Origin of the sequence: Dorea formicigenerans, assembly GCF_025150245.1 — a bacterium.
In the GTDB taxonomy this organism is placed as follows: domain Bacteria; phylum Bacillota; class Clostridia; order Lachnospirales; family Lachnospiraceae; genus Dorea; species Dorea formicigenerans.
In genome coordinates, this window is record NZ_CP102279.1 from 968,538 (window position 1) to 995,161 (window position 26,624).

The following is a 26,624-nucleotide window of genomic DNA, read 5'->3' on the forward strand; positions in this document are numbered from 1 at the left end:
ATGCCAAGAGGACGTATGGGTGGCAGACACGGTATGAGCACCGAAAAAGCCAAAGATTTTAAAGGTACCATGAAGAAGCTTATGGGATATCTTACACAGTATAAGATAGGTCTTCTCCTTGTAGTGATATTTGCAATAGGAAGTACTATATTTAATATTGCAGGACCGAAGATCCTTGGAAAAGCAACAACAGAACTATTTCATGGACTGATAAGTAAAGTTTCCGGTGGAAGTGGAATTGATTTTGATAAGATCGCAAAGATTCTTATCGGACTGATGTGCCTGTATGTGTGCAGTGCATTGTTCTCATTTATCCAGGGATACATTATGACAGGAGTTTCCCAGAAACTGACTTACAGAATGAGAAAAGAGATTTCGGAAAAGATTGACAGACTTCCGATGGGATATTTTGACAAGATGACACATGGTGAGATTCTTTCACGAATTACAAATGATGTGGATACTTTAAGTCAGAGTCTGAACCAAAGTGCGACACAGGTTATTACTTCTGTTGCGACAATCATTGGAGTACTGGTCATGATGCTCAGCATCAGTCCGCTTATGACAGTGATCGCAATTTTAATCCTTCCACTTTCCATGGGGCTGATCGGAATGATCGTGAAGCGTTCCCAGAGATATTTCAAGGAACAGCAGGAGTATCTTGGATATGTTAATGGACAGGTAGAAGAGGTCTATGGCGGACATAATATTGTAAAGGCATTTAATAAAGAAGACGATGTCATAGATGAATTTGACAGAGATAATGACAGACTGTATCGTTCTGCATGGAAATCACAGTTCTTATCCGGAATGATGATGCCGATCATGCAGTTCGTTGGAAACCTAGGCTATGTTGCAGTTGTAATTCTTGGTGGTTATCTGGCAATTAAGAAGACTATTGAAGTCGGAGATATCCAGTCATTTATCCAGTATGTGAGAAATTTTACACAGCCGATCCAGCAGGTGGCACAGGTGGCAAATATGCTCCAGTCTACAGCAGCCGCTTCTGAGAGAGTGTTTGAGTTCTTAGAAGAGCCGGAAGAAGAGGCAGCACCAGAAAATCCGGTTGTATTAAAGAATCCAGAAGGAGCTGTAGAATTTGAGCATGTTCATTTTGGCTACAATCCGGAGCATACAATTATTCATGATTTCAGTGTAAAAGTAGAACCTGGACAGAAAATTGCAATTGTAGGACCGACCGGAGCCGGCAAGACAACGATGGTAAAATTACTGATGCGTTTTTATGATGTGTCAGGTGGTTCCATCAAGGTAGATGGACATGATATCCGCGAGTTTGACAGAGGAGAACTGCGTCGTATGTTTGGTATGGTACTTCAGGATACATGGCTGTTCAAAGGAAGTATTGAAGACAATATCCGTTATGGCAAATTGGATGCTACACATGAAGATGTGGTGAAAGCAGCGGATGCAGCTTATGCACACCGGTTTATCCAGACTCTGCCGGGTGGATATGGTATGGAGCTGAATGAAGAGGCAAGTAACGTATCCCAGGGACAGAAACAGCTTCTGACGATTGCAAGAGCGATTCTTGCAGATCCGAAGATTTTGATCTTAGATGAGGCTACAAGTTCGGTCGATACACGTACTGAGGTGCGTATTCAGAAAGCAATGGATAACCTGATGAAAGGGCGCACAAGCTTTATTATCGCGCACCGTCTGTCTACGATTCGTGACGCAGATCTGATTCTGGTCATGAAAGAGGGAGATATCGTGGAGATGGGCAGACATGAAGAACTACTTGCGAAAAATGGATTCTATGCGGATCTGTATAATTCACAGTTTGAACAGACTGCTTAAAAAGGAATTTTGAAACATGAATGTGGAGCCGGGAAGGCTGTCAGATTAAGGGCAGTTTCCTGGCATCATTTAAATTAAGTATTTTATAAGATTTCTATGGTTGTGCGAAGGACGGATTCTATAGTATAATGTAAATTCGTAAGGAGCTAAAGAGAAATGTTAGAAGAAAAACCAGAATATAAAAAACGAAAAAAATATACGAAAAGACGTCAGCAAGTTATCAGACAGTTATTCTTTATAGGAGTGGCAGTCGTTGTTGTTATCATCGGTTGTGCAACATGGGCATTAAAGTCTGATAATATGGCAAGAAAGGCTGATATACAGGCAAAGACATCTCAGACCGGCAGAAAAGCGGATGCAGCAAAGACATCGGTTGAGAATGGGGTACAGGCGAACAGTGAAGCTGTGAAAGAGAAGACAGATGATAAGGATACATCAGATACGACTAAGAAGACAGAGACGGCAGAGGAGCGAATTGCAAGGGTAAGACAGGAAGCAGTTACGGCAGGATACCCGGAGAAGGTCATTGAACTTCTGGATAAGAATCCGGAGACGGTACAGTTTGTGGAAGATTATGGAAAGAAGAAAGATCAGGCACCGGCTGCAACTGTGGAAGCAGAAGATGGTTATTCCGGTATGTTTCCGGAGATTCTCCAATGGGATGAAAGATGGGGATATTCTCCATACGGAACGAGTATTATTGCAGTAAGCGGCTGCGGTCCAACTTGTGTTTCTATGCTGGTCGTAGGGCTTACCGGAGATAAGACAGTGACTCCTTCAGTAGTTGCTGATTACGCAACACAGAACCATTATGTAGATGAGAATAATGATACGACCTGGGCATTTATGACATCAGGCGTGGAACATTGGGGACTGACGTGCCGTGAGAGTAATGGGAATGAGAGCGAGATCGCAAAAGAACTGGAGGCAGGGCACCCGGTCATCTGCAGTATGCGTCCGGGAGACTTTACAGATATCGGACATTTTATCATATTGACATCTTATAATAATGGAAATGTCACGATTTGTGATCCATTCAGCCTTGAAAATTCCAAGAAAAGCTGGAATTATTCCCAGATCAGTTCTCAGATCAAAGCAGTTTGGGTATATTCAAAATAATTCATAAAAATTCATAAAAATACAGCCTCTAAATAAAAGTAGAGGTTGTATTTTTTTAGAAAATGGGTTACAATTGTTTAAATGTATACAATAACACAATATAAAAAGACATCCCAAAGATACGGGAGGGCGCAAGGAGGGACCCTGGAATGAGTAATAATGAGGTCATGAAATTAGAAGAAGATAAAGATTTAAAAGGAGAATTTAAGGAGCTTTGCAAAGCCCTTCGTAATAATCATAGAATTAATCCCAATCTTTATGTAGAATATGATGTAAAGCGTGGACTGCGTGATTCAGCTGGAAAAGGAGTCCTGACAGGACTGACTGAAGTTTCAGATGTAACAGGATATAATCTGATCAACGGACGTAATATTCCGGCAGAGGGACGTCTTTATTATCAGGGAATTAATGTTAATGATATTGTAGACAGTCTGAAAGACAGAAAATTTGGATTTGAGGAAACTGTATATCTGTTGATGTTCGGACATTTACCAAATAAGACAGAACTGGAACATTTCCTGGATGTGATGTTTGAATTACAGGAGCTGTCCGGACGATTTGTCCGTGATGTTGTTATGAAAGCTTCTAATGAGAATATTATGAATGCGATGCAGCGTTGTGTATTGACACTGTATTCTTATGATGAGAATCCGGACGATATTTCTCCGGAAAATGTACTTCGTCAGGCACTTGAACTGATTGCAAAACTGCCACTTATTGCTGTATATTCTTATCATTCATATAGACATTTCCGTAAAGATGAGATGCTCTTTATCCGTAACCCGGAGAAGGGATTGTCATTGGCAGAGAATATCCTTCTGATGCTCAGACCAAAGGGAGAATATACAGAACTTGAGGCAAAGGTACTGGATATTGCGCTTGTACTTCACGCAGAGCATGGCGGTGGTAACAATTCCACGTTTACAACGCATGTAGTAACATCTTCAGGAACAGATACTTACTCTTCAGTAGCAGCTTCTATCGGTTCTCTGAAAGGACCTAGACATGGTGGTGCGAATCTGAAAGTTCAGAATATGTTTGATGATATTAAAGCTCATGTGAAAAACTGGGGAAATGAAGAAGAAGTGGGTGCTTATTTACACAAGATTTTGAATAAAGAAGCATTTGACCATTCCGGACTGATCTATGGTATGGGACATGCGGTTTATACATTGTCTGATCCAAGAGAGGTAATCTTGAAGAGATTTGCCAAAGCTCTTGCAGAAGAAAAAGGACGGATGAAAGAGTTTGCTCTCTATGAGCTGGTAGAGAGTCTTGCAGGTAAGATGATCAAAGAGCAGAGAAATCTTCAGAAAAATGTCTGCGCAAATGTAGACTTTTACAGTGGATTTGTGTATTCTATGCTTGGTATTCCACAAGAACTCTTTACGCCAATCTTTGCAATTGCCAGAATGCCGGGATGGAGCGCACACCGACTGGAAGAGTTGACAAATGCGAACAAAATTATCCGTCCGGCTTACAAATATGTGGGACATCATACAGAATTTGAGACAATGGAAGAGCGTAGCGCAGAGAAGATTACAGATGAAGATGTAGAAGAAGAGCCGGAAAAGTGTAAGAAAGAAGAAAAAGGAAAAAAATAAAAAACATATAGATACAGGAGCATGGAATATGGAAGAGAAGCAGGAAAAGAGCAGAATAGACAGACAGTTTGATTTTATCCGGGAGATTGATAAGGAAAAGTTTATTACAAGACAGACTTTTTTATCAGATGCAAAGCGGCGTGAAAACGATGCGGAGCATGCATGGCATATGGCAATCATGACGTTGCTTTTAAGTGAGTATGCCAATGAGGAGATTGATGTTCTTCGGGTTATCAGTATGCTTCTTATCCATGATCTTGTAGAGATTGATGCCGGAGATACTTATGCATATGATGAGGAAGGAAAGCAAACTCAGAGAGTACGGGAAGTAAAGGCAGCAGACCGGATCTACGGAATCCTGCCGGAAGATCAGGGGGAAAAGCTTCGTGAACTTTGGGAAGAATTCGAGGAGGCTCAAACGCCGGAAGCTAAGTTCGCCCACGTGATGGATAATGTTCAGCCGGCGATGCTGAATGATTATACAGAAGGAAAAGACTGGATTGCCAAGGGTGTGCGGTTAAGCCAGATACTGGAACGCAATGCACATACAGCAGAAGGTTCACAAAAACTGTGGGATTATGCATATACAAACTTTATTGAGCCAAATGTAAAAACCGGTAAGATTAAAGATGATACAAAGTAGATACATCAGAATATAAACGATTATAAATGCCATACAGACTGACAGATATCCGAAATCAGGATATTTATAGTCTGTATGGCATTCTTGTTTATCATTTTGAAAGCCGCTGATAGAACTGCTCATAAAAATCCACATCTTCTATGTAGGGGAGAAGATAAAAAGTCTGAAGTATCTGAATACTGAGTGCCTTTATCTTTTCACTGTCTTCGGATGTCATAGCATAGTTTTGTAACGGTTTGAGATAGTAGTGCCAATCAGATACGAATTTTTCGTGCCTTGAAAAATCCGGCTCATCAATCCATTTACGGACTTTAATCTTTGCCTTGCCGGGTTTTGGACATTCGTGAGTCTGGAGAAAATATGAAAAAGAATTATTTTCATAGTAACGCCCCAGTGGAAAAAGCCGGCAGAATCCCGGACGGAAAGGATGTATGCTGCAGCGGCTATCTTTATTCAAATACATGCAGGAATCGGTATTTCCATTCATTTTAAGGTGAGGCAGGATTAGCCCGTCTACGACACCAAGTTCCAGGGAAGAAGCAAGAAGAGCCGCAGGCGTGGTCTTAAGCCCCATGCATAACCGATACATATCATACGGGTCCAGAACAATGGAATCTCCCATGCCCTGACAGCAGGAAGCACACCCCTGACAGCCCATACAATCAGTTTTTACCATATCGTTGGCAGTATATAGTCTACCGTCTGAAATTTCATTTAAATCAATATCTCTTAACATATTTAAGTCCTCGTTATTTTATTATCACAGGCATTCATGAAATTAAAGCTGCCTGGATTTATTATAATAAAAATATTGAGATAATGTAAAGGAAAAACAGTGTTTTTGTACCTTTCGAAAGGAAATGTATGGACTTTAAAAATTTACTGTGTTAAAATGTAACAGTGATGAGATATGAAAACAAAGGAGTGTAAATATATATGAGCAAGAAGATCAGAACGGAGGCGGTTGACTATCTTTTTAGCGCCATCTTAAGTCTGGAGAATAAGGAAGAATGTTATACATTTTTTGAAGATATCTGTACGATCAATGAGCTGTTATCGTTGTCTCAGAGATTTGAAGTTGCAAAGATGTTAAGAGAGCACAAGACTTATCTGGAGATTGCAGATAAGACAGGAGCTTCTACAGCAACGATCAGCCGTGTGAACCGTTCATTAAACTATGGCAATGATGGATATGATATGGTATTCGAACGAATTGGCATGGGAAGTGAAGAAGAAAATAAATAAGAAGAAAAAATTCAGATAGAATAATGAGAATGATATCAGGGACTGTTTCGGAAAAGAAACAGTCCCTTTGTTTAAGTGAGAATTATTTTTCTACATATTTTCTGGAAAGAGCGTAAGATCCGATCCATCCAACTAATGTTACGATAGTCAGGATAAACAGAAGAATCCAGGCACTTGTGTATGCTCCTGTTCCGTCATAAATCGCAGCAACCATAAGAGAACCGCATGTCAGACCAACCTGAGTAAAGCTGTTTGCAATACCATAAGCCTGTCCATATTTCTTTGTACCAAATACAGCAGCTGTTACAAGTGGTGGAGTTACAGTTCCTATGGCATCTCCAAGTCCGAAGAGGACTGCCATAATATAAAGCATTGTTACGTTGCTTCCCATTAACATGAAGATGAAAGATACTGCGAATGCAACACATCCACATACAGTACTGACAACAACACCGAAACGGTCATTTAACCATCCAAGTACGATCTTGCCAAAGATACCAACCATTGAGTAGATGGAAATAATTGCAGCCTGAATTGCCGGTCCGTGCATCTCTTCAATTGCCGGTGGAAATTGTCCCAGAGAACCGGAGTTAATAAGACCGTTGCAAAGCATACCGATCAGCATTAACCAGAAGAAGAATTTTGGCCAGCACTGCTGAACTTCTAAAGAAAGATCGGACTCTTTTTTATCAGAAGATTTATCAGCAGTTTTTGTATCGGCTTCGTCACTTCCGTATGGTTTCAGTCCTATATCCTCAGGACGTTTACGAAGGATGAAGAAAGCAGCTGGAAGAGCGATTACAAGTACGATCAGAGCCATGATCTGGTATGTATGTCTCCAGCCATATTTTTCAAGTAACATAGTTACAATCGGACTGAAGATTGTACCGCCAACTCCGATACCAGCCATTGCAATACTCATTGCAAGACCACGTTTTTTAGCAAACCAGTTTGTGATCATCATACTTACTGGGATCAGTGCAGAATTTAACCAGAATACTCCAATGAATACAGAGGAGATATACAGGTGAATTGCATTCTGAGCCAGTGAGTAAGAGGCGTAAGAGAGTGCGAATCCGATAATGCTGATGCATTGGATTTTACGCATATCGCCTTTTGCAAGTCTGGAAGAAACCATAGGGGAAATAAAAATTCCCAGTCCTTGAAGGATTGTATTTGCAAGAGTAAATCCGCTTCTTGAAAGACCAAGTTCTTCTGTTACCTGAATGAGGAATTTGTTACTAAGTGCCATGATTGGAGGTACCATTGTACATGTGATGAGAAGACATCCAATTACAATGTACCAGCCATAGTGTATTTTCTTCTTTTCCATAGTCTTATTCTCCTTGTTTGTTTAACCAGTTGAATGCACAGGTTGCGTGTACAGCAGCTCCGTACGGAAGAGCATCTTCATTGAAGAGGACTCCTGGGTTGTGGTGCTGTACCGGACATCCGTCTACCTTTGCGTCTATCATGAAGTAAGTTGTTGGCACATGCTCAGAAATAAAAGCAAAGTCATCGGAAGGTGTTACCATATAATTAGTTTTTCCGATGATTCCCGGTTCAATTTCAGAAGCATAACCGGCTAATTCCTTTGTCATCTCAGGATCGGAGTATGTAGAAGGAACATCGGAAAGTACTTCATAGTCAACGGTTGCTCCAAAAGCTTTTCCCTCATACTCGCAGATTTCATGCATTCTGCTGACTAGTTTCTCGCGAAGCTCTTTGTTGTAAGTACGAAGAGTTCCCATCAGAACAGCCTCGCCTGGGACAATATTCGGTGTTGCTCCTGCGTTAAATGCGCCAAATGTCAGGATTGCACGCTCAGCAGATGGTGTCTCACGTGCGATCAGGTTCTGAAAAGCACTGTAAATGTGAAGACCAACATTAATTGGATCGATACCAAGTTCCGGCATTGCTCCATGACAGCCATTTCCATGAACGGTAATCTTGAATCCGTCACAGGAAGAGGTCATATAACCAAGTCCGTAATTCAAGGCTGGTTTGGAAGAATCCAGCATAACATGCATGCCGACAGCAGCATCAACTTTTGGATTTTCCAGGATTCCGGCAGCAATCAGCTTTTTGGATCCTGCAAATGTCTCCTCAGCCGGCTGGAACATAAGTTTTACACTTCCACACAATTCATTGCGGTGTTCATATAGCATCTGAGCTGCACATAACAGCATTGCTGTGTGAAAATCATGTCCACAGTTGTGAGCTGCATCAGTTTCAGTTTTAAATGGAAGATCGTTGTTCTCCGGCATTGGAAGAGCATCCATATCTGCACGAAGCAGAAGAACCTTTCCTGGCTTTGCGCCTTCAATCAGAGCAGTCACACCGGAAGGACAGATTTCGATTGGATTCAATCCGATTTCACGGAGACGCTCCATGACGTATCTGGTTGTGTTTGGCAGATCCTCGCCAGCTTCTGCATGCTGATGAAGATAACGTCTGTCTGTCTGCAATTGAGACTCAAGCTCTTTTGCACGCTTCAAAAATTGATTCATTATAATTCCTCCTTTTAAATTAAAGACAATATAAAGACGTGTCTATATTATAGAAAAATGTTAAAATAAAGTCAATATATATTGATAAAATGTATGTATTGTACAAAAAACTATTGCCTATATTGCACAAAAAGCAGTGATTTTAATTAGGAATAATTAATAAGAAATGTACGAATATAAGAAGTGTGAAAAGGGCAGTTAGCCATATCAGAAAAAGTGTGGTATCATATTATGGAACAAAGCAGAAGGAGGTCGGAATGTGGGGAAAAAGATAGCAATTATCGCGACCGATTTTTTGGAACAATTCATAAAGGATATGATTACTGAGTTGGATATGGGGTTTCAGTATCACATCTTTACATATGAAAAATTCGAAGATATTAAGGATATTTATAAAAAAATCGGACCGGAATATGATGGGATTTTAGCAAGCGGAAGTTTTCCGGCACATATGATTCATCTTTACTATCCGGAAGAGAAGCGTCCGATTAGATGTTTTAACACCGATGACACAGCCATGTATCGTCTGCTATTGAAGCTTTTGCAGCAGAATCGAAAGCTTGATTTTAGAAGAGTATATGCAGATATCATGGAATTGTTTGGCGGTAATCTGACGGCATTTGTAGAAGGACGGGAGACAATGCCGGATCTTACCATTCTTTCTAATGAGACATTTACATTGGAAAGGATGCAGAAACTGGAAGAAGAACAGTATGAGAAACATCTGAATCTGTGGAAAGAAGGAAAGACAGATCTTTCAATTACACGTTTTTCAAGCATTGTAAAGAGATTAAAAGAGCAAGGAGTCAATGTATATTTTCCTTATCCGGGACAACGGTATGTACAAAATGTCTGTGAGAGACTGCTCAGTGATATTGAAAAACGGGAACTGGAAGAACGCCAGCCATGTGTCATTGTAGTTCGTCTGTTAGGACAGGAGAATTCGGTTAGTTATTTGCGAGAGCTGGATTCTAATTACGTTCGGTTGGAAAGCATGATGATGGAAATGTTTGGAAATGGTATCACAGAATTTTCACTTCACAGATATCATTATGGAATGGAGATTCTTGCAACCAAAAAAGATGTTCTTAAAATAACGGAGAATCTGTCAAGAGATGGATTGTTTGCAGAACTTAAGAAACGAAAGACCGGCTGGAACTTTTGTATTGGCTATGGTTTTGGAGCAGGAATCGCCCAGGCAAGATTGAATGCGTTGAATGCATGCCATGAGGCAGAACTAAAAAAGAATACGAGCTATGTAGTAACAGAAAAGGAAGAACTGATCGGCCCTCTTGGAGTGGAGGCAACTGAGACATTTATGGTTGATAATCAGTCTTACCGGGATATTAAGTCAAAACTATCACCGATCACGGTCAGTAAAGTTATGTCTGCCTTGGAGGCATCTGCAGAAAAAGAGATTACAGCACAGGAACTTGCGTTCAGGTTAGGAGTTACAAAAAGAAGTGCGAACCGTTTTCTGTCAACATTAGAGCGTGAAGAAATATTGAAAGTTGCATACAAAAAGAGAACTACTTCCAGAGGAAGACCGGAGAGTGTATTTGTGCGAAAAGAAAAGTAGCCGATGATGGCTACTTTTTTTTGTGTACTGGTTCTGGTAATTCATCAATAATCCTTTCAATCAGAGCTTTCTTTGCATATACATCAAAGCTAAGAGAAGAAATTAGAGAAAATAACTGCAGATATTCCCGGTCACTGTCAGAGAGACCTTCCATATCTTTGAAAGTATTCTGAGAAGTCTCGTATGCTTCGCGGACTTCATCTTTTAAGTTCTGAATCTGGCTCTTTGCTGTGTCGCAGACTTCTTCGTAGATAGATGCAACATCGACAGCACTGTCTGTATCAAAATATTTTTCCGTAATTGGAGTAAGAATCGTCTCAATATCCTTGATGGACAGGATCGTTTTAAAATAATAGATAAAAATCATGACAACCACATGTTCTTTGGAATACTTCTTCTTAACCGGTGGTGGGAGAAGGTTGTTCTTTGCATAATTATTGATCATTGTTTTTGTCAGAATCTTATCATCATCGTACCGCTTACTGGAGCTTAACTGTTCGTCCATAAAGCTGGTCACCTGATCCATATATAATTCAATATTCGGTATATCCTCAGAGCGCACATAATCCATATTGGAAATACCTTCTAACATGCTGTCCAGTAGTTCATCCATATTAATCTTCATAATTGTCACCTCAATATAGATATTATATAGTAATAAAAACTATATGACAAGCAAAAAATAAAATGTTCACATATTGTTAAGAAAATAACATAACGAGCTAATGAGCAGTTAAAAATAGGTTAGATTAGTGGAGAAGAGTACGTGTGTGTGGTAAGGTGAATGCAAGAAAATTACGAGGAGGCAACGAAGATGATCAATGCAATTTTAGTAGTCTTGTTAGTTTTGATTGGAGGAGTACCATCGATACTTTTGACATTAAGTGTACCGGTGATGTTGGTATGGAAGATTTACCGGAAAGTCAGATATGGGTATAGCTTATATCAGTAAGTGAAGATAGAAGAATCAAAAGGGACAGCATCTGAAAAAGGTGCTGTCCCTTTTGATTTTAGCAAAATCTTAACATATGTATGTGATATAATAGGAGCACCTAAAGAGATGTATTGTGCTATCAATTTGGCGGTGGAATGGAGAACATCTATATGAAAATTTTGAAAAATATAATTATTACGGCTGCAATGCTGGCAGCAGCGACAGCTATATGTTTTATTTTGCGGCCGCTTGTTCCGACAGACACGCATGTGCCGCTTATTTATGTGTTGGCAGTACTTTGTGTATCCAGACTTACAGAAGGATATTTTTATGGGGTGCTGGCATCTATGGTGGCAGTTGTGGGAGTCAATTATATATTTACCTATCCATATTTTCAAGTGGATTTTACTGTGACCGGCTATCCGCTTACATTTATTGTAATGCTGACAGTATCTATTTCAGTAAGTGCATTGATGACTCAGATCAAGATGCAGGAGCATGTGCGGTTAAAGGCAGAAAAAGAGAGAATGAGAGCAAATCTTCTAAGAGCAGTGTCTCACGATATCCGGACGCCTCTTACTTCTATAGAAGGAGCAGCGGCTGGAATTATAGATAATAAAGATGTTTTGACAGAGGAGCAGAAAGAAGAGCTGCTTTTGAACATCAAAGAAGAGGCACAGTGGATGGTACGGATGGTGGAGAACCTGTTATCCATTACCCGGATGAATGATGAAGGAACAAGACTTACGACACACGAAGAACTGGCAGAAGAGATTGTCAGCAGTGCAGTTGTAAAGTTTTCAAAGCGTTTCCCGGACATAAAAGTCGAGGTGGATATTCCAGAAGAAGTTGTTATTGTCCCGATGGATCCAATCCTGATCCGGCAAGTCATTGTGAATATTATGGAAAATGCTGTGATACATGGAGGATCGACGACGCAGGTGAAGGTAACCGTATCTGCGAATGAAACAGAAGCTATATTTTCTATTGAAGATAACGGGAAAGGAATTGATGGAAAGATTCTGCCGATGTTATTTACAGGTCAGATCAGTCACCGGGAAGGTGAGATGTACGATAATAAACGGAGTATGGGAATCGGACTTTCGGTATGTAAAAGTATTATAGATGCGCACAGGGGAAAAGTCTGGGCAGAGAATAAGATAGATGGCGGAGCGAAGATTTCATTTACATTACCGCTTGAGGAGGAAGAACAGAATGGAGATTAAAGACCGTGTATTAATAGTAGAAGATGATAAAAATATTCGAAAGTTTATACAGACGATCCTGGAGGCCAATGATTATGATGTGATCGCGACTGAGACAGGAAAGGAAGCATATAGTCTGATCACTTCCAGATGTCCAGATGTGGTGATCTTGGATCTGGGACTTCCAGATATGGACGGAATGAAGATTTTAAAAGAAGTCCGTGCGTGGTCCAATATGCCGATTATTGTAGTTTCTGCCAGAGATCATGAAAAAGATAAGGTAGAAGCGCTCGATATGGGAGCTGATGATTACATAACAAAACCATTTGGAACATCAGAACTTCTTGCAAGGATCCGGGCTGCGATCCGACATTTCCGGGGAACAAGCAAGAATCAGGGAGAGAGGCAGAAAGTCACATTTTTAAATGGAAAATTGGTGATAGATTATGATAAACACCGGGTCTATGTGGAGGAACAAGACGCAGGACTGACCCAGAATGAGTTCCGGTTATTAAGTCTCCTTGGAAAATATGCAGGCAAGGTTCTGACATATGATTACATGATGAAAGAAATCTGGGGACCAAACATGAAGGGGGATAACCGTATCCTGCGTGTGAATATGGCGAATATCCGTAGAAAAATCGAAAAAAATCCCGGTCAGCCACAGTTTATATTTACAGAAGTCGGAGTGGGATACCGTATTATAGAAACAGATTCTTAATCAGCGATAGCGCTTGTTCAACACAGGAACAATAGCTTTTCGTCTTCATAGGTCATTGCGCTTCTTTTTTATCTTTGTTATAATATGAAAATATGCTTTGGAATATTCTTGGTTATTGGAAGACAGGAGGATTAAGGTGCGGGCAACAGTACTTTGTTATAATTTAAAAGGGACGACAAAAGGTCGGAAGATTGGATTGATTTTTGGATTTTTAGGCTACCGAGTCCGTCATGTGGAGGAAGAAGAATACTTGCTTCCGGTTGGTGAAGTTGCAGAAGGCAGAACAACGGAATCAATAAATGAAGAAGCTGGTGTTAAAGCGAAAGAAATAGAAGCTGTATTTCAAGATGAGATGCTCTTAATGTGTCCGGAAAATGAGCGTATGCTGGATCAGGCATTGCAGCGTATGAGAAAAGAAAAAGTTCAGGTTCCGTTAAAAGCCGTTTTGACAGAGATGAATAAGAACTGGACATCGGTGGCACTTCATGATGAGATCATGCGAGAGCATGAGAAGATGACAGGTGGAAAATAATAAGAAAGGAAACGAAAAGAACTTGAATATATATGATACGTTAAATGATAAACAGAAGGAAGCAGTCTTTCACACGGAAGGACCGCTTCTTATTTTAGCAGGAGCGGGATCAGGTAAGACAAGAGTCCTGACCCACAGGATTGCGTACCTGATTGAAGAAAAAGGCGTCAATCCATGGAATATTTTGGCAATTACATTCACGAACAAAGCGGCAGCAGAGATGCGGGAACGTGTGGATAATCTGGTTGGGTTCGGCTCAGAAAGTATTTGGGTGAGTACATTCCATTCTATGTGTGTGCGGATACTAAGACGCCATATTGCATTGCTTGGATATGACACGAATTTTACAATTTATGATACAGATGATCAGAAGACACTGATGAGGGATGTGTGCAAGTTGTTACAGATTGACACAAAAATCTACAAAGAGCGTATGCTGATCGGAACCATTTCTCATGCAAAAAATGAGATGTTGACTCCGGAAGAATTTCGGCTTCAGGCGGGCGGAGATTTTCATCAGAAAAAGATTGCGGATGTGTATGAAGAGTATGAAAAGCAGCTCCGAGCTAACAATGCACTGGATTTTGATGATTTGCTTTTAAAGACAGTTCAGCTATTCCAGACACAGCACGATGTGTTGGAATATTATCAGGAGAGATTCCGCTATATTATGGTAGATGAGTACCAGGATACGAACGGGGTGCAGTTTGAGTTGGTACGTCTGCTTGCTTCCAGGTATCAGAATCTGTGTGTAGTCGGAGATGATGATCAGTCTATTTATAAATTCCGTGGGGCAGATATCCGTAATATTCTGGATTTTGAGAAAGTATTTACAAAGGCAGCAGTCATTAAATTGGAGCAGAATTATCGCTCCACAGCAAATATCCTGAATGCAGCAAATGCTGTGATCAGCCACAATCACGGAAGAAAGGACAAGACGCTGTGGACAGACAATGAAGATGGTGATAAGATTGCATTTCGTCAGTTTGATACTGCATTCGATGAGGCAGAATACATAGTATCCGATATAAAAGAACATGTGGAAAAGGGCGAGTGCGACTATCAGGACAACGCCATTTTATATCGTACGAATGCACAGTCCCGTATGTTCGAGGAAAAATTTGTAACAGCAAATATTCCATATAAGATTATTGGCGGCATTAATTTCTATGCAAGACGGGAAATTAAAGATATTCTTGCATATTTAAAAACCGTAGATAATGGTCAGGATGACCTGGCGGTGCGAAGAATTATCAATGTACCAAAAAGAGGAATCGGTCTTACCAGCATTAATCGTGTGCAGGAGTATGCTGCGATGCATGAAAAAGGAATTTATGAATGTCTTAAGGGAGCTGACCTTATCCCGGATATCGGAAGAGGCGTGTCAAAGCTCGAGTCATTTGTAGCATTGATCGAGCACTTTAAAGTAGATGCAAAGGAATTGACACTTCATGAACTGATGCAGGAAATTATTGACGAAACCGGATATATCGAGAGCATTCAGGCAGAGAGTGAGATAGAGGCTCAGGCGAGAATTGAAAATATCGATGAGCTTTTAAATAAAGTCGTTGCTTATGAAGAAGTATGCGAAGAGCATGATGAACCGGTAACACTGAGTGGATTTCTTGAGGAAGTCGCTCTGGTGGCAGATATTGACAATCTGGATGAGAACAGTGATTATGTGGTGCTCATGACTTTACACAGTGCGAAAGGACTAGAATTTCCACGCGTCTATCTTGCCGGAATGGAAGACGGACTGTTCCCGAGCTATATGACAGTAACAGCTGATGATCCGGACGAACTGGAGGAAGAGCGAAGACTTTGTTATGTAGGTATTACAAGAGCCCAGAGCGAACTGACTATGACTTGTGCAAGAAGACGTATGGTCCGCGGTGAGACGCAGTATAATAAAATGTCACGTTTTTTAAAGGAAGTTCCGCTGGAACTGATATCTACGGGAAATAAATTTTCAGGAAATGGAAAAAGTCTCACAGACCACGCGGATCATGAAGAAACGGAAAGAAAAACGGACTACCAGATGGCGAGACAGGCATTTAAGACGAAAGCATTTGCAGCAGTACAGCAGGGAAAATCCTTTGGAAAGCCTGCAGGGGGAAAGCTGGAGTATGGAGTCGGTGACCGTGTACGCCATATAAAATTTGGTGAAGGTACAGTTTTGTCGATAGTCGAAGGCGGACGTGACTACGAAGTGACGGTAAATTTTGACGGGCCTGGAACGAAGAAGATGTTTGCGGCATTCGCAAAATTACAGAAGATATAAGAAATATGCAGAAGCAGAGAATTTTGTAAAGGTAATTTTACACTGACAAACTTTGCTGCTTTCAAATTATTCCTTCAAATTATACTTGCAAATTTTATAAAATAAATGTGTAGTAATATTGTAAGACCAGTGTTATAATAATATACAATAATGAGACTTGCAAAGGGCAAGGGAAAGGACGAGGGATATGAGTAAAATTGATGAGCTTATTGCAACAACAAAGCTGAACGATCTGATTAACAAAAAGGAAGAAGAGAAAGCTTCCAAGACAGTTCTTTGGATACTGGCAGTGATCGGTGCTGTGGCAGCAGTTGCAGCAATCGCATATGCAGTATATTGCTTCTTTACCCCGGATTATCTGGAAGACTTTGAGGATGATTTTGACGATGATTTCGATGATGACTTCTTCAATGACGAGGATCAGATATAGGTTCAGAACAACAAAACAAGTAAGTAAAAAGCAGGCTGAGATGCCTGCTTTTTTACAGGACGAGGTGGACGATGGATGGACAATGCTTTGCTCTGTTGATTGATGCAGATAATGTATCTGCAAAGTATATAAAGCCGATTTTAACAGAGCTTTCAAAATATGGAAATATTACGTACAAAAGAATTTATGGAGATTGGACGAATACGCAACATTCAAGCTGGAAGGATGAACTGCTTAAGAACTCAATCACACCGATCCAGCAGTTTTCTTATACACAGGGAAAGAATTCCACAGATTCTGCGATGATTATAGATGCGATGGATATTCTTTATGCAAAGGATGTGGATGGATTCTGCATTGTATCCAGTGACAGTGATTTTACAAGACTGGTAAGCCGATTAAGAGAGAGCGGTAAGATGGTTATCGGAATGGGCGAAAATAAGACGCCGGAGCCATTTCGAAAAGCATGCGACAAATTCACAATTCTGGAAAATCTTCTGTCAGAGAAAGGCTTGGAAGATGGAGGGGGAGAATCTCATGAAGTGCTGGGGCGTGAGAAGGTCGAAGATGCAGTTATTAAGATGATCATGGAGAATCAGGATAATAATAAACAGACCGGACTTGGCGAAGTAGGAAGCCGACTGGTCAGCCTTTATCCGGATTTTGACGTGCGAAGTTACGGATATAGCAGCCTTTCCAAATTTTTTGAGGAATTTGACAGAATACAACTTGTGAAACATGGTCATGTAGCTTGGGTTACATTAAAAGAGAACCGTGCGAGAAAAGAAGACGTAGACCAGTTTGTACGTAATTTGGTGAAAGGTGCCGGAGAAGCAGGTATGGATCTTGGTGCCATCGGAAATCGTGTGTATGATAAATACAAAGATTTCAAACTAAATGATTATGGATATTCCCAGTTCAAAAAATATGTTAAGAGCATTTCTCATATGAAGCTGGAACAGGATGGCAAACGCTGGAAAGCTCATTATAAAAAATAGATAGTCTGTAAAGGAGGACGAGAACGCTATGAAGAAGGGACAGGTATACGAAGGAGTCATCGAATCCGTAGAGTTCCCGAATAAAGGAATTGTAAATGTATCACAGGAGGACAGACGCGTCATTGTAAAAAATGGTGTGCCTGGTCAGAAGGTACGTTTTTCAGTAAATAAAGTGAAAAAAGGAAAAGCAGAAGGAAGACTTCTGGAGGTAATCGAGAAAGCGCCTCAGGAGATAGAGTCTGCCTGTCCGCATTTCGGACAGTGCGGCGGCTGCACTTATCAGAATCTGCCTTATGAAGAACAGGTAAAATTAAAGGAATCACAGGTCAAGGCAATGATGGATGAGGCAGTTGACGGCGACTATATCTGGGAAGGTGTACTGGAAAGTCCGGTAAGAAGTGAGTACCGTAATAAGATGGAGTTCTCTTTTGGTGACGAATACAAAGACGGACCGCTGGCACTTGGTATGCACAAACGAGGCAGTTTCCACGACATAGTCAATGTATGTGATTGTCAGATTGTAGACGGTGATTACAGAAAGATATTGGCCTGTACACTGGAATGTGCGAGAGAATCAGGACTGCCGTATTATCACCGCATGAGACATGAGGGATATTTCCGGCATTTACTCGTGAGAAAAGCAGTGAAGACGGAAGAGATCCTCATTGATATTGTAACAGCATCAGAAGAAGGATTTGGCAGTAAACCAAAGGAATTTCTGGATAAATGGGCAGCTGCACTTCAGGCACTTGAGCTTTCAGGAAAGATTGTCGGAATTCTTCATACGAAGAATGACAGTCTTGCAGATGTTGTAAAAGACGAAGGAACAGAAGTACTCTTTGGTCAGGATTATTTCTATGAGGAATTACTTGGACTGAAGTTCAAAATCACACCATTTTCTTTCTTCCAGACAAATTCACTTGGAGCAGAAGTGCTTTATGAAAAAGCGAGAGAATATATCGGGGATACGAATGAAAAAGTAGTTTTTGACCTTTACAGTGGAACCGGAACAATTGCACAGATTCTGGCACCGGTAGCAAAGAAAGTAGTCGGTGTTGAAATTGTTGAAGAAGCAGTTGAGGCAGCTAAGGTCAATGCAAAATTAAATGGACTAGACAACTGTACTTTCTGGGCAGGAGATGTCTTAAAAGTCATCGATGAACTTGGAGAAGTACCAGATCTTATCATGCTGGATCCGCCGCGTGACGGAGTGAATCCAAAAGCCCTGATGAAGATACTAAATTTCGGGGTCGACAGACTTGTCTATATCGCATGTAAACCGACTAGCCTGGCAAGGGACCTGGAGATGATCCAGGGAAGAGGATATAAGGTAGAGAAGATTGCATGTGTGGATTTATTCCCGAACACGGTGCATGTGGAAGTCGTGTGTTGTTTACATCGGGTGAATTCGTAGAAGTCCTTAATTTCAGGCACTTTGCGAGGCATATGAGTTTCACACCAACAGGCAAATAGGGCAAGAAAAAGCAGATTATGAATGGCATCGAAGTGTCAGTAGTATTGCATCTGGTATGAGGAAATACATTCAGACAGAATTAACATTTTTTATTCAATAGCATAGAGAAAAGCCGAAAGGACGCTTGTTTTCAGAACTTCTGGAAGATGAGTGTCCTTTTCTTTTATTCAAAGGCAAAGGAGAAAATAAAAAATGGCAAAGAAGAAAGAAATGTGTTCATTAGAGAATCACGAGCCGGGTGCAGGTATTGTACTGATGAAATTGGAAGAGCTGCATAGCTTTGAAGGACACCCGTTTAAAGTAGAGAGAAATCAGGAACTGTTTGAACTGCGATGCAGTATTGAGAAGGAAGGCGTATTAGTTCCACTTCTGGTGAGAAAAAATCCACATGGTGATGGATATGAAATTATAGCCGGACACAGACGAAAAGAAGCTGCACTATGGGCAGGACTTACGGAAGTGCCGGTCATTATCCGGGAACTGGATGATGATCAGTCGGTTATAGCGATGGTGGACAGTAACCTCCAAAGAGAGAAGATACTGCCAAGCGAAAAAGCGTTTAAAAAATATCCGAATATAACTTCACAGAAATAATTATAATGGGGAGATTATTTGATATATTTGTGCTAATATTCTGCAATTCTACTGCTAGTCGATTGATTTATGCGTACTCCCATTATAATATGTGTGCAGGAGGTGGATGTATGTATCAAATTAGTAATGAAAAATTCGGTTTATTTGTAACCGAATTAAGAAAGAAAAAGAATTTAACTCAAAAGGATTTGGCTGAAAAATTATATGTATCAGATAAAACGGTCAGCAAATGGGAACGTGGTCTTAGTATGCCTAATGTCGTATTACTCATACCAATAGCTGATATATTAGATGTTACCGTTACAGAATTGTTACGTGGAGAAAAAATAGATACACAGAAAAATATTGATACAAAAGAAGTCGAGGAATTGGTAGTAGGCTCTCTCGATATGGCTGTTAGGAATTCTATTCATCAGCATAAAAAAAACTGGATATTAGCATATTTGCTATGCTTTTTAATATCTATTACAGAAATTATTATGTTAGTCGTATCTGGGAATTCAATAGCTGAGATGAAAGATGATATATTGCTGGTTACAGGGTTAATGCTTTTATTTGGTGCATGGTTTTGTTTCTTTGCCAAAGACATATTACCAACATATTATGATGCAAACAAGATAAATTATGTTTCACAAGGAATTTTTAGAATACATCTAGTTGGTTTATCCTTTAACAACGGAAATTGGATGTACATCTGTACAACTTTAAAAATTTGGACACTTGCAACGGTTGTTCTATATCCTCTTGCAGGTATTATAATAATCAATTGTCTCAATATAGCTTTATGGGATATTTTAAGTAAAATTTTCTTAATTATGATATTAGGTGGTATGGTAGTTTCGATTTACATTATCGGGAAAAAATACGAATAATTAAATTACCTGTTATCGTTGTGGATATTACTAATTTACAACATTCTTCATGGGAAATAAGGAATGATGCAGAAGAGATTGTGTTAAGCGAATTAGCATACATTTAAAACGTGGAAAGCTCCTTCGGGAGCTTTTTTCTGGTTTTTGCTGGGTATCAAGAAAGTATATAGAAAATGCATTAATCATATGGTATGATTTGAACAGAAGATAGAATCTTAGGAAGCAAGAAGATTTTTGAGGAATGTAACTTAGAAGTTATAGAATTAAGTTAATCGTGCCATATGGCTTGATTATAAACGCAAAGATAAAAATGCAACGTACATCTTTGATGTGCCAGAGCCGGTAGGTAGCCCGGCCGTCCTATATAAATAGGGTAAGTAACCTGCCCCTCCGGGTTGTCCATTCTTTGTTCAATCAATTTTAGGAGGGATTCTTATGGACAAAGTAAATGGAAAGCTGACAGTATTTTTTGAAGAGCCGTTTTGGGTGGGAATCTTTGAACGCATCGAAGATGGTAAACTATCTGTGGCAAAGGTAACATTTGGTGCAGAGCCAAAAGATTATGAAGTACAGGAATATATTCAAAAGTGTTATTTCAGTTTGAAATTCAGTTCGGTTGTTGAAACTGTTGTAAAGGATATCAAAAGAAATCCGAAACGGATGCAGCGGGAAGTAAAGAAGCAGATGCTGGAAATAGGCATTGGTACAAAATCGCAACAGGCGTTGAAATTACAGCAGGAACAGAACAAGCAGGAACGCAAAGAGAAAAGACGCAAGAAAAAAGAGGCAGAAGAGCAGCGAATGTTTGAACTGAAACAGCGAAAGAAAAGAGAAAAGCATAAGGGACATTAAAGTCCCTTGGCCTTTTACTCAAATCGAAAAGTGTTGAATAAAGCTTTCGGGAGGTGTTTCTATGAAGAAAAAAGTACTTGCAATTATGTTAGTCGCCATGTCAATAATGTTGATTTCGGCGTGCGGAAAAAAAGAAAAACTGTACGAAATTCCTGATTTATCGCAGTATAAGACAGATTATGTAGGAGATTCTTCAAATGTTATAAATATTGTAAGTGGTCAAGAGTATCCGGCGGGATACTCATATGACAGTATAGAGATACAGTCTGAAACAGAGCCTTATAGATTAACAGTTTTTCTAAAAGATGAGCCGTCTGCAGCCAAACTTGAAGATGAATTGCAGGTTAATGCAGATATGACATTTGACTTGATTGGTAATTTGGGAACAATTGATTATAAAACAGCAGATAGCAAAGAAATTATTGTATCATATGAACGGTGATATATTTTTAGTCAACTTTTAGACAATTTGAAGAGCAGAATATAAAAAGGCGTATGGAAGTTTTGATTTCCATACGCCTTTTTGAAAGGAGTTTATTTTTGAACAAGAGATTTGTAAGAGCATGTTATCTACTCGAAGATGATTACAATTCCATATCATAGGACTTTTTCTTAGCTCTTGCAGGCTGATTTCGCCGCATTTCCTGTTCTCGCTGATATTCAAGTTCCCAGGCACGATGGGAAAAAACATCAGGATCTTCCACATTGAGATAATCTACCTCATTGGCGGCAATATCACGACGGTGATAGTCATAATATTTACCGAAAGTACCTTTGAGCTGTTCGATTAGCTTATCCCGAAAATCAGGACGTATCTGGATTCGGGTGTCCAGCAATTCTGTATACTGTTCTGGTTCAGGACGAAATTTTTCTTCCTGGAAAGCGGCGGCATCTTTTTCAATCTGTTTTTTGAGCGAGATGTCCTGAGAATCCAGGATATCAAGATTGTTATTCATCTGGTCATATTTTTTGGATAGATTCGTCACATCTTTATCGGTAGAGCATTCTGCCTGGAAGATTAGCTGCTCTTTCCTTGATTTCAGTTCTTCGATTTCTTCGGTAATAGTGGTAAGCTGCTGATTTAATTTTATATGCCGGATGGGATTCAAAATACTGGTTTTATCCTTTTGCACATTCAGTTCTTTCCGTTCCGTAACTTTAGCTTTGAGTTCCTTTTTAACTGTGTTGTATTTATTCAGTATTGGATTAAAATGATTCATCCAGTCATGGATCACTTCTTTTTGCATCTCATTATGAAGTAAATGATACTGTGTAAAAATCATATGATTGCGGATCGCTTCTAACGTTTCAGCTATTATTGGAATAGACTTTTCTACAGCTTCAGCCAGTTTTGCTACCTTTGCTTTTAATTCTCGGAGCATTTTGTTATCCGCACGAATCTGACGGTTGATTTCACAGCGGTCTGCTATCATGCCTTTCTTTTCCATATTTTGGGCCATGTAGCCTTCATGGATGGGGTTGGCTGTTCGGTGATTCCCTGATCTGCAAAGCTGCGGTGATCAATGGTAGCATTTATCTGATTACGTGCAAGCATTTTATTTACGGCATCTGCCCAGTTTGCCCGCCAGATGGCATTACCGTTATGTTGGAACGACTGTCACTAAAATAATGAAAGAAGAAAATTTATGTTTGGAAGAATATTTAGAAAAATATAAATAAAAACAAAAGAAAATTCTAACTTTTTTTATAGTAGGATTGTTATATTATTTAGAAAACAGAGGGAGGCAAATTTGCGAATGGAATACAAAACTGATTCTTTGTTAGTACATCTAGCAAGAGCAGGAGATGAAGATGCGTGTGAAAAACTGGTCAAAAAATATTACTCAAGTATATATCAATATTGTTTGCTACATATCAATGATCCCTATGAGGCAGAGGATTTGACACAAGAAGTATTTACACGTTTCTTTTCCAATTTATATAGATATAAAGAATATGGAAAAGTTAAGAATTATCTTTATACAATTGCCGGAAATACCGTTAAAAATTATTACAAAAAGAAAAAAGATATTCCATCAGAGGAACTGCTAAAATCAGAGGACTGTAGTAAAAATCATGTAGAAGAGCTAGGAGTCCGATTAACTATTGAACAGGCAGTGAGAAAGTTACCGGAAGAAATTAGAGAAACGGCAGTTTTATATTTTTTTCAAGAATTGAAACAAAGAGAAATTGCAGAATTACTTCACATAAAACTTTCGCTTGTAAAATATCGAATTGGAAGAGCAAAAGAACTTTTGATGAAAGAGTTGGAGGTGAAAAACTATGATGAAATATAAGCAACAAATAAAGGAATATAAAGAGAAGATTGAAAAAAAATATGTAAGGATTGAAGCAGAAAACAGAACAGTAAAAGCATGTCAGAATATTTTGTCAGAGTCAATTTTATCGAAACAATCGCATAGAACATCGTATTTTGAATTTTTGTATGAGCAGACAAAATTCATAAAAAAAAGATGGTGGATTTTACAAGGTTGTGTTCTTATGTGTCTATGGATATGGTTGAGTAATTATACGTCAGACATAAAAGATATGATGAGGATTATGGGAATATCTGCCACAATATTTGTGGTTCTGATTATCCCGGAAATTTGGAAAAACAGAAGAAATGGTGCGATTGAGATTGAGCAGGCGTCTTATTACACACTGCGTCAGATTTGTACAGCAAGAATGTTAATGTTTGGAGTAGTGGATCTGGTGATCGTTATGGTGTTTTTGGCAATTACATATCAAACAACAATACTCTCGTTAAGTGATTTGGTGGTTAATTTTTTGCTTCCGGTAAATGTTTCATGTTGTATATGTTTTCGTGTATTGTACAGCAGATGGGAAAAATCAGAATATATAGCAGTGCTTTCTTGTCTGGTATGGGTTGGTTTATGGATGATGATTGTTGCAAATGATGTTATTTATCAGAAAATTGTAACTCCGGTATGGGTGGCTATGCTGATATTAACTTTTGTATATTTTATTTTTTGTGTTCAGAAGTCATTGCTATTTGATGAAAAAATTTTGGAGGATTACACGTATGAAATTAGAATTTAAAAATGTAACAAAACAATACGGAGAAGTAAATGCTGTTAATAAAGTGAATTGTGTTATGGAAAAAGGAATTTATGGACTGCTTGGAGTAAATGGAGCAGGAAAGACCACATTAATGCGTATGCTTTGTACGATTGTTCAACCATCAGAAGGACAAATATTATGGAATGGTAAAGATATATGGAAACTAGGAGGTGAATACCGAGAAGTTCTGGGATATTTACCACAGGATTTTGGATATTATCCAGATTTGACCGTATATGATTACATGATGTACATTTCTTCTATAAAAGGGTTAAAAATACCGTTTGCCAGAAAAAAAGTGAAGCAATTATTAAATCAAGTAGGAATGGAAAAATTCAGTAAAAGAAAAATGAAGAATTTGTCTGGAGGAATGGTTAGACGTGTAGGAATAGCACAGGCGATGTTAAACGATCCGCAAATTCTTGTCCTGGACGAACCTACCGCTGGATTAGACCCGAATGAAAGAATACGTTTTCGTAATTTAATTAGTGAATTGTCGGAAGAACGTTTGGTGCTCTTGTCTACACATATTGTATCGGATATTGAGTACATTGCGAATAACATTATGTTAATGAAAGATGGAGAACTTTTTTATGCAGGTACTGCGGAAGATTTAGTATCTTCTATGAAAGAAAAGGTATGGCAATGTAATGTTTCGAGAAGTATGATAGACAAGTATATGAATGAATATTTGGTTGGAAATATAAAAACAACAAAAACCGGAGCAGAGCTTAGAATTATTTCAATAGAAAAGCCAACAGAAGATGCTGTGGCTGTAGAAAAAAATCTGGAAGATGCATTTCTATTTTATTTTGGAGAAAAATCGGAGGAAAAACAAGATGCTTAAATTAGAATTAAAACGAATTTTTTCAAAGAAAATTAATGTATTTGCAATCGGATTGGCATTGATACTTGCTGTCATTTTTAGCGGATTTGCAGTTACAAGTAATCGCTATGTGGATGAGAATGGAAATGCTAGTACTGGAATTATGGCAACAAGAAAACTTACAGATAACAGACGAGCATGGAAAGGTACATTGACAGAAGATGAACTTGGAAAAGTTATAGAACAAAATAAAAATGCGGTGACACAATCCTCAGAAGAAAATGCAATTTACGGAACGACATTGCAACCGATAGATGATATTAGGGGTTTTATAATATCGGTATTAACACCAGATTCAGAATATGATGAAAGTGTTCTGAATCAAATTACAGAAGAAAATGTGCAAGAGTTCTATGACACTTATCATAAAAATATGGAAAAGATGGCAGAAGAATATGGAAAGACTTCTGTTCAGAAAAAATACTTGGAAAAGAAATATAATGAAATAAAATTACCAGTAGAATACGAATCTTATAGTTCGTGGGATACTATGATTATGTATGTAGAAACGTATTCTATTATTCTGGCAATCATAGTTGGTTTTATTTGTGCTGGAATATTTGCAGATGATTTTCAGACAAAAGCAGATGCAGTATTTTTCTCTACAAAGTATGGACGTACAAAAGCTGTTAAAACAAAAATACTGGCAGGAATAGCTACGACAGTTATGATTTATTGTATGGGAATTATATTACTTAGTGTGATTTGTTTTGGAATTATGGGAACCAGTGGTATGAATACACCTTATCAAATGTATCAGGCGTATAGTATTTACATTATGTCATATGGACAATACTATTTGTTGACAGTTGTATGTGGATTTATAGCCAGTATGCTGGCGGCTGTAGTGTCTATGTTAGTAGCGGCTAAAATGCATACAATTAGTGTCGCTGTTTGCATTCCGTTCTTTTTATATTGCTTATTGCCATTTATAGGACGGGCACTTTCTGGGTATACAACGCTTTTCAATTTGATACCAACAATTTTGACAAATGTACAGGCAAGTGTAAAAGTCCCACTTATTTATCAGATTGGGAATTGTGTATTTCGACAAATTTCGCTTGTAATGGTAATGTATACAGTGATGGCAATAGCCTTACTGCCTTTTATTTATAAGAGTTTTCGCAGATACGGAAATAAGTAAAAATTGTATTCATACTCATGAAAAACAAAGTAAGTAAAATATTTTCTGGAAAAATCAAAGCATAATTTAAAGATTTACGGCGGGCAAGTTGCCCGCCGT

The 26,624-nt window shown here is 39.0% G+C and carries 26 protein-coding genes and 1 pseudogene; 22 read left to right on the plus strand and 5 right to left on the minus strand.

Features of this window, described 5'->3' with window-relative positions; translation table 11 throughout:
* From NQ560_RS04890 to NQ560_RS04905, 4 genes are all read left to right on the plus strand, one after another.
* Nucleotides 1-1,818, plus strand: coding sequence for an ABC transporter ATP-binding protein (locus NQ560_RS04890; protein WP_005335481.1), 1,818 nt, complete (start codon nucleotides 1-3; stop codon nucleotides 1,816-1,818).
* A 156-nt stretch (nucleotides 1,819-1,974) separates the two neighbouring features.
* Nucleotides 1,975-2,937, plus strand: coding sequence for a C39 family peptidase (locus NQ560_RS04895; RefSeq protein ID WP_005335483.1), 963 nt, complete (start codon nucleotides 1,975-1,977; stop codon nucleotides 2,935-2,937).
* Nucleotides 2,938-3,086: 149 nt separating this feature from the next.
* Entirely contained in the window at nucleotides 3,087-4,541 is a 1,455-nt protein-coding gene (locus tag NQ560_RS04900; protein ID WP_005335484.1) for a citrate/2-methylcitrate synthase, read from the plus strand.
* A 28-nt stretch (nucleotides 4,542-4,569) separates the two neighbouring features.
* A complete protein-coding gene (locus tag NQ560_RS04905; protein WP_005335486.1) occupies nucleotides 4,570-5,184 on the plus strand; it encodes an HD domain-containing protein in 615 nt (204 codons plus the stop codon).
* A 91-nt stretch (nucleotides 5,185-5,275) separates the two neighbouring features.
* Here the strand turns inward: NQ560_RS04905 and NQ560_RS04910 are convergent, their stop codons facing one another.
* Nucleotides 5,276-5,920, minus strand: a complete 645-nt coding sequence (locus NQ560_RS04910; protein ID WP_005335487.1) for a YkgJ family cysteine cluster protein — start codon at nucleotides 5,918-5,920, stop codon at nucleotides 5,276-5,278.
* 200 nt (nucleotides 5,921-6,120) lie between these two features.
* On the opposite strand from NQ560_RS04910, the gene NQ560_RS04915 reads away from it, so the two are divergent.
* A complete protein-coding gene (locus NQ560_RS04915; RefSeq protein ID WP_005335489.1) occupies nucleotides 6,121-6,429 on the plus strand; it encodes a YerC/YecD family TrpR-related protein in 309 nt (102 codons plus the stop codon).
* Between the two features lie 82 nt (nucleotides 6,430-6,511).
* Here the strand turns inward: NQ560_RS04915 and NQ560_RS04920 are convergent, their stop codons facing one another.
* Together NQ560_RS04920 and NQ560_RS04925 are read right to left on the minus strand one after the other, a co-directional pair.
* Entirely contained in the window at nucleotides 6,512-7,762 is a 1,251-nt protein-coding gene (locus tag NQ560_RS04920) for an MFS transporter (RefSeq protein WP_005335490.1), read from the minus strand.
* A gap of 4 nt (nucleotides 7,763-7,766) precedes the next feature.
* The gene (locus tag NQ560_RS04925) at nucleotides 7,767-8,939 is read right to left on the minus strand and encodes a M20 metallopeptidase family protein (RefSeq protein WP_005335497.1); all 1,173 of its coding nucleotides are present in this window, start codon (nucleotides 8,937-8,939) and stop codon (nucleotides 7,767-7,769) included.
* A gap of 259 nt (nucleotides 8,940-9,198) precedes the next feature.
* On the opposite strand from NQ560_RS04925, the gene NQ560_RS04930 reads away from it, so the two are divergent.
* Nucleotides 9,199-10,518, plus strand: a complete 1,320-nt coding sequence (locus NQ560_RS04930; protein ID WP_005335498.1) for a helix-turn-helix domain-containing protein — start codon at nucleotides 9,199-9,201, stop codon at nucleotides 10,516-10,518.
* Between the two features lie 10 nt (nucleotides 10,519-10,528).
* On the opposite strand, the gene NQ560_RS04935 is transcribed toward NQ560_RS04930, so the two are convergent.
* Nucleotides 10,529-11,143: a DUF1836 domain-containing protein gene (locus NQ560_RS04935; RefSeq protein ID WP_005335499.1), complete on the minus strand. Its 615-nt coding sequence runs from the start codon at nucleotides 11,141-11,143 to the stop codon at nucleotides 10,529-10,531.
* 189 nt (nucleotides 11,144-11,332) lie between these two features.
* On the opposite strand from NQ560_RS04935, the gene NQ560_RS04940 reads away from it, so the two are divergent.
* The 12 genes from NQ560_RS04940 to NQ560_RS04995 all read left to right on the plus strand — a co-directional run bounded on the left by NQ560_RS04940 (nucleotide 11,333) and on the right by NQ560_RS04995 (nucleotide 21,853).
* The gene (locus NQ560_RS04940; protein ID WP_022278633.1) at nucleotides 11,333-11,470 is read left to right on the plus strand and encodes a hypothetical protein; all 138 of its coding nucleotides are present in this window, start codon (nucleotides 11,333-11,335) and stop codon (nucleotides 11,468-11,470) included.
* 152 nt (nucleotides 11,471-11,622) lie between these two features.
* The gene (locus NQ560_RS04945) at nucleotides 11,623-12,678 is read left to right on the plus strand and encodes a sensor histidine kinase (RefSeq protein ID WP_005335502.1); all 1,056 of its coding nucleotides are present in this window, start codon (nucleotides 11,623-11,625) and stop codon (nucleotides 12,676-12,678) included.
* Nucleotides 12,668-13,378, plus strand: a complete 711-nt coding sequence (locus NQ560_RS04950) for a response regulator (RefSeq protein WP_005335503.1) — start codon at nucleotides 12,668-12,670, stop codon at nucleotides 13,376-13,378. Before NQ560_RS04945 ends, NQ560_RS04950 begins: the two co-directional genes overlap by 11 nt.
* 136 nt (nucleotides 13,379-13,514) lie before the next feature.
* Entirely contained in the window at nucleotides 13,515-13,910 is a 396-nt protein-coding gene (locus tag NQ560_RS04955; RefSeq protein WP_040015654.1) for a DUF3783 domain-containing protein, read from the plus strand.
* A 22-nt stretch (nucleotides 13,911-13,932) separates the two neighbouring features.
* Complete coding sequence (pcrA, locus tag NQ560_RS04960) at nucleotides 13,933-16,191, plus strand: DNA helicase PcrA (RefSeq protein ID WP_040015716.1); 2,259 nt, start codon at nucleotides 13,933-13,935, stop codon at nucleotides 16,189-16,191.
* A 187-nt stretch (nucleotides 16,192-16,378) separates the two neighbouring features.
* Nucleotides 16,379-16,621, plus strand: a complete 243-nt coding sequence (locus NQ560_RS04965; protein ID WP_005335510.1) for a hypothetical protein — start codon at nucleotides 16,379-16,381, stop codon at nucleotides 16,619-16,621.
* 71 nt (nucleotides 16,622-16,692) lie between these two features.
* Entirely contained in the window at nucleotides 16,693-17,619 is a 927-nt protein-coding gene (locus NQ560_RS04970; RefSeq protein ID WP_005335512.1) for an NYN domain-containing protein, read from the plus strand.
* 28 nt (nucleotides 17,620-17,647) lie between these two features.
* Complete coding sequence (rlmD, locus tag NQ560_RS04975; protein ID WP_005335513.1) at nucleotides 17,648-19,033, plus strand: 23S rRNA (uracil(1939)-C(5))-methyltransferase RlmD; 1,386 nt, start codon at nucleotides 17,648-17,650, stop codon at nucleotides 19,031-19,033.
* Nucleotides 19,034-19,285: 252 nt separating this feature from the next.
* Nucleotides 19,286-19,687, plus strand: a complete 402-nt coding sequence (locus NQ560_RS04980; RefSeq protein WP_005335514.1) for a ParB/RepB/Spo0J family partition protein — start codon at nucleotides 19,286-19,288, stop codon at nucleotides 19,685-19,687.
* A gap of 110 nt (nucleotides 19,688-19,797) precedes the next feature.
* A complete protein-coding gene (locus tag NQ560_RS04985; protein ID WP_040015655.1) occupies nucleotides 19,798-20,559 on the plus strand; it encodes a helix-turn-helix domain-containing protein in 762 nt (253 codons plus the stop codon).
* Nucleotides 20,560-20,994: 435 nt separating this feature from the next.
* A complete protein-coding gene (locus tag NQ560_RS04990) occupies nucleotides 20,995-21,411 on the plus strand; it encodes a YjdF family protein (RefSeq protein WP_005335528.1) in 417 nt (138 codons plus the stop codon).
* A gap of 61 nt (nucleotides 21,412-21,472) precedes the next feature.
* Nucleotides 21,473-21,853, plus strand: coding sequence for a DUF4825 domain-containing protein (locus NQ560_RS04995; protein WP_005335529.1), 381 nt, complete (start codon nucleotides 21,473-21,475; stop codon nucleotides 21,851-21,853).
* Between the two features lie 142 nt (nucleotides 21,854-21,995).
* Here the strand turns inward: NQ560_RS04995 and NQ560_RS05000 are convergent.
* Nucleotides 21,996-23,002: pseudogene (locus tag NQ560_RS05000) on the minus strand (MobA/MobL family protein); the annotation flags it as partial.
* Between the two features lie 166 nt (nucleotides 23,003-23,168).
* Between NQ560_RS05000 and NQ560_RS05005 the strand changes: the two are divergent.
* Genes NQ560_RS05005 through NQ560_RS05020 form a run of 4 tightly spaced genes read left to right on the plus strand, consistent with a single transcriptional unit; the run spans nucleotide 23,169 to nucleotide 26,525 of the window.
* A complete protein-coding gene (locus tag NQ560_RS05005) occupies nucleotides 23,169-23,708 on the plus strand; it encodes an RNA polymerase sigma factor (RefSeq protein WP_005335535.1) in 540 nt (179 codons plus the stop codon).
* Entirely contained in the window at nucleotides 23,695-24,474 is a 780-nt protein-coding gene (locus tag NQ560_RS05010; protein WP_005335537.1) for a hypothetical protein, read from the plus strand. Before NQ560_RS05005 ends, NQ560_RS05010 begins: the two co-directional genes overlap by 14 nt.
* Nucleotides 24,458-25,342, plus strand: coding sequence for an ABC transporter ATP-binding protein (locus NQ560_RS05015; protein ID WP_005335539.1), 885 nt, complete (start codon nucleotides 24,458-24,460; stop codon nucleotides 25,340-25,342). Before NQ560_RS05010 ends, NQ560_RS05015 begins: the two co-directional genes overlap by 17 nt.
* Nucleotides 25,335-26,525 (plus strand): ABC-2 family transporter permease, encoded by a 1,191-nt coding sequence (locus NQ560_RS05020; protein WP_005335541.1) that lies wholly within the window; start codon nucleotides 25,335-25,337, stop codon nucleotides 26,523-26,525. The genes NQ560_RS05015 and NQ560_RS05020 overlap by 8 nt, the downstream gene beginning before the upstream one ends.
* Nucleotides 26,526-26,624 lie beyond the last annotated feature (99 nt).

What these genes read in the sequence shown, in the direction of transcription:
- NQ560_RS04990 (WP_005335528.1), top strand. Translation starts at nt 20,995, where the DNA reads ATGGACAAAGTAAATGGAAAGCTGACAGTATTTTTTGAAGAGCCGTTT.
- NQ560_RS04965 (WP_005335510.1), top strand. Translation starts at nt 16,379, where the DNA reads ATGAGTAAAATTGATGAGCTTATTGCAACAACAAAGCTGAACGATCTG.
- NQ560_RS05015 (WP_005335539.1), top strand. Translation starts at nt 24,458, where the DNA reads ATGAAATTAGAATTTAAAAATGTAACAAAACAATACGGAGAAGTAAAT.
- NQ560_RS04985 (WP_040015655.1), top strand. Translation starts at nt 19,798, where the DNA reads ATGTATCAAATTAGTAATGAAAAATTCGGTTTATTTGTAACCGAATTA.
- NQ560_RS04940 (WP_022278633.1), top strand. Translation starts at nt 11,333, where the DNA reads ATGATCAATGCAATTTTAGTAGTCTTGTTAGTTTTGATTGGAGGAGTA.
- NQ560_RS04995 (WP_005335529.1), top strand. Translation starts at nt 21,473, where the DNA reads ATGAAGAAAAAAGTACTTGCAATTATGTTAGTCGCCATGTCAATAATG.
- NQ560_RS04950 (WP_005335503.1), top strand. Translation starts at nt 12,668, where the DNA reads ATGGAGATTAAAGACCGTGTATTAATAGTAGAAGATGATAAAAATATT.
- NQ560_RS04920 (WP_005335490.1), bottom strand. Translation starts at nt 7,762, where the DNA reads ATGGAAAAGAAGAAAATACACTATGGCTGGTACATTGTAATTGGATGT.
- NQ560_RS05020 (WP_005335541.1), top strand. Translation starts at nt 25,335, where the DNA reads ATGCTTAAATTAGAATTAAAACGAATTTTTTCAAAGAAAATTAATGTA.
- NQ560_RS05005 (WP_005335535.1), top strand. Translation starts at nt 23,169, where the DNA reads ATGGAATACAAAACTGATTCTTTGTTAGTACATCTAGCAAGAGCAGGA.
- NQ560_RS04915 (WP_005335489.1), top strand. Translation starts at nt 6,121, where the DNA reads ATGAGCAAGAAGATCAGAACGGAGGCGGTTGACTATCTTTTTAGCGCC.
- rlmD (WP_005335513.1), top strand. Translation starts at nt 17,648, where the DNA reads ATGAAGAAGGGACAGGTATACGAAGGAGTCATCGAATCCGTAGAGTTC.
- NQ560_RS05010 (WP_005335537.1), top strand. Translation starts at nt 23,695, where the DNA reads ATGATGAAATATAAGCAACAAATAAAGGAATATAAAGAGAAGATTGAA.
- NQ560_RS04945 (WP_005335502.1), top strand. Translation starts at nt 11,623, where the DNA reads ATGAAAATTTTGAAAAATATAATTATTACGGCTGCAATGCTGGCAGCA.
- NQ560_RS04905 (WP_005335486.1), top strand. Translation starts at nt 4,570, where the DNA reads ATGGAAGAGAAGCAGGAAAAGAGCAGAATAGACAGACAGTTTGATTTT.
- NQ560_RS04890 (WP_005335481.1), top strand. Translation starts at nt 1, where the DNA reads ATGCCAAGAGGACGTATGGGTGGCAGACACGGTATGAGCACCGAAAAA.
- NQ560_RS04970 (WP_005335512.1), top strand. Translation starts at nt 16,693, where the DNA reads ATGGATGGACAATGCTTTGCTCTGTTGATTGATGCAGATAATGTATCT.
- NQ560_RS04895 (WP_005335483.1), top strand. Translation starts at nt 1,975, where the DNA reads ATGTTAGAAGAAAAACCAGAATATAAAAAACGAAAAAAATATACGAAA.
- NQ560_RS04910 (WP_005335487.1), bottom strand. Translation starts at nt 5,920, where the DNA reads ATGTTAAGAGATATTGATTTAAATGAAATTTCAGACGGTAGACTATAT.
- NQ560_RS04980 (WP_005335514.1), top strand. Translation starts at nt 19,286, where the DNA reads ATGGCAAAGAAGAAAGAAATGTGTTCATTAGAGAATCACGAGCCGGGT.
- NQ560_RS04935 (WP_005335499.1), bottom strand. Translation starts at nt 11,143, where the DNA reads ATGAAGATTAATATGGATGAACTACTGGACAGCATGTTAGAAGGTATT.
- NQ560_RS04900 (WP_005335484.1), top strand. Translation starts at nt 3,087, where the DNA reads ATGAGTAATAATGAGGTCATGAAATTAGAAGAAGATAAAGATTTAAAA.
- NQ560_RS04925 (WP_005335497.1), bottom strand. Translation starts at nt 8,939, where the DNA reads ATGAATCAATTTTTGAAGCGTGCAAAAGAGCTTGAGTCTCAATTGCAG.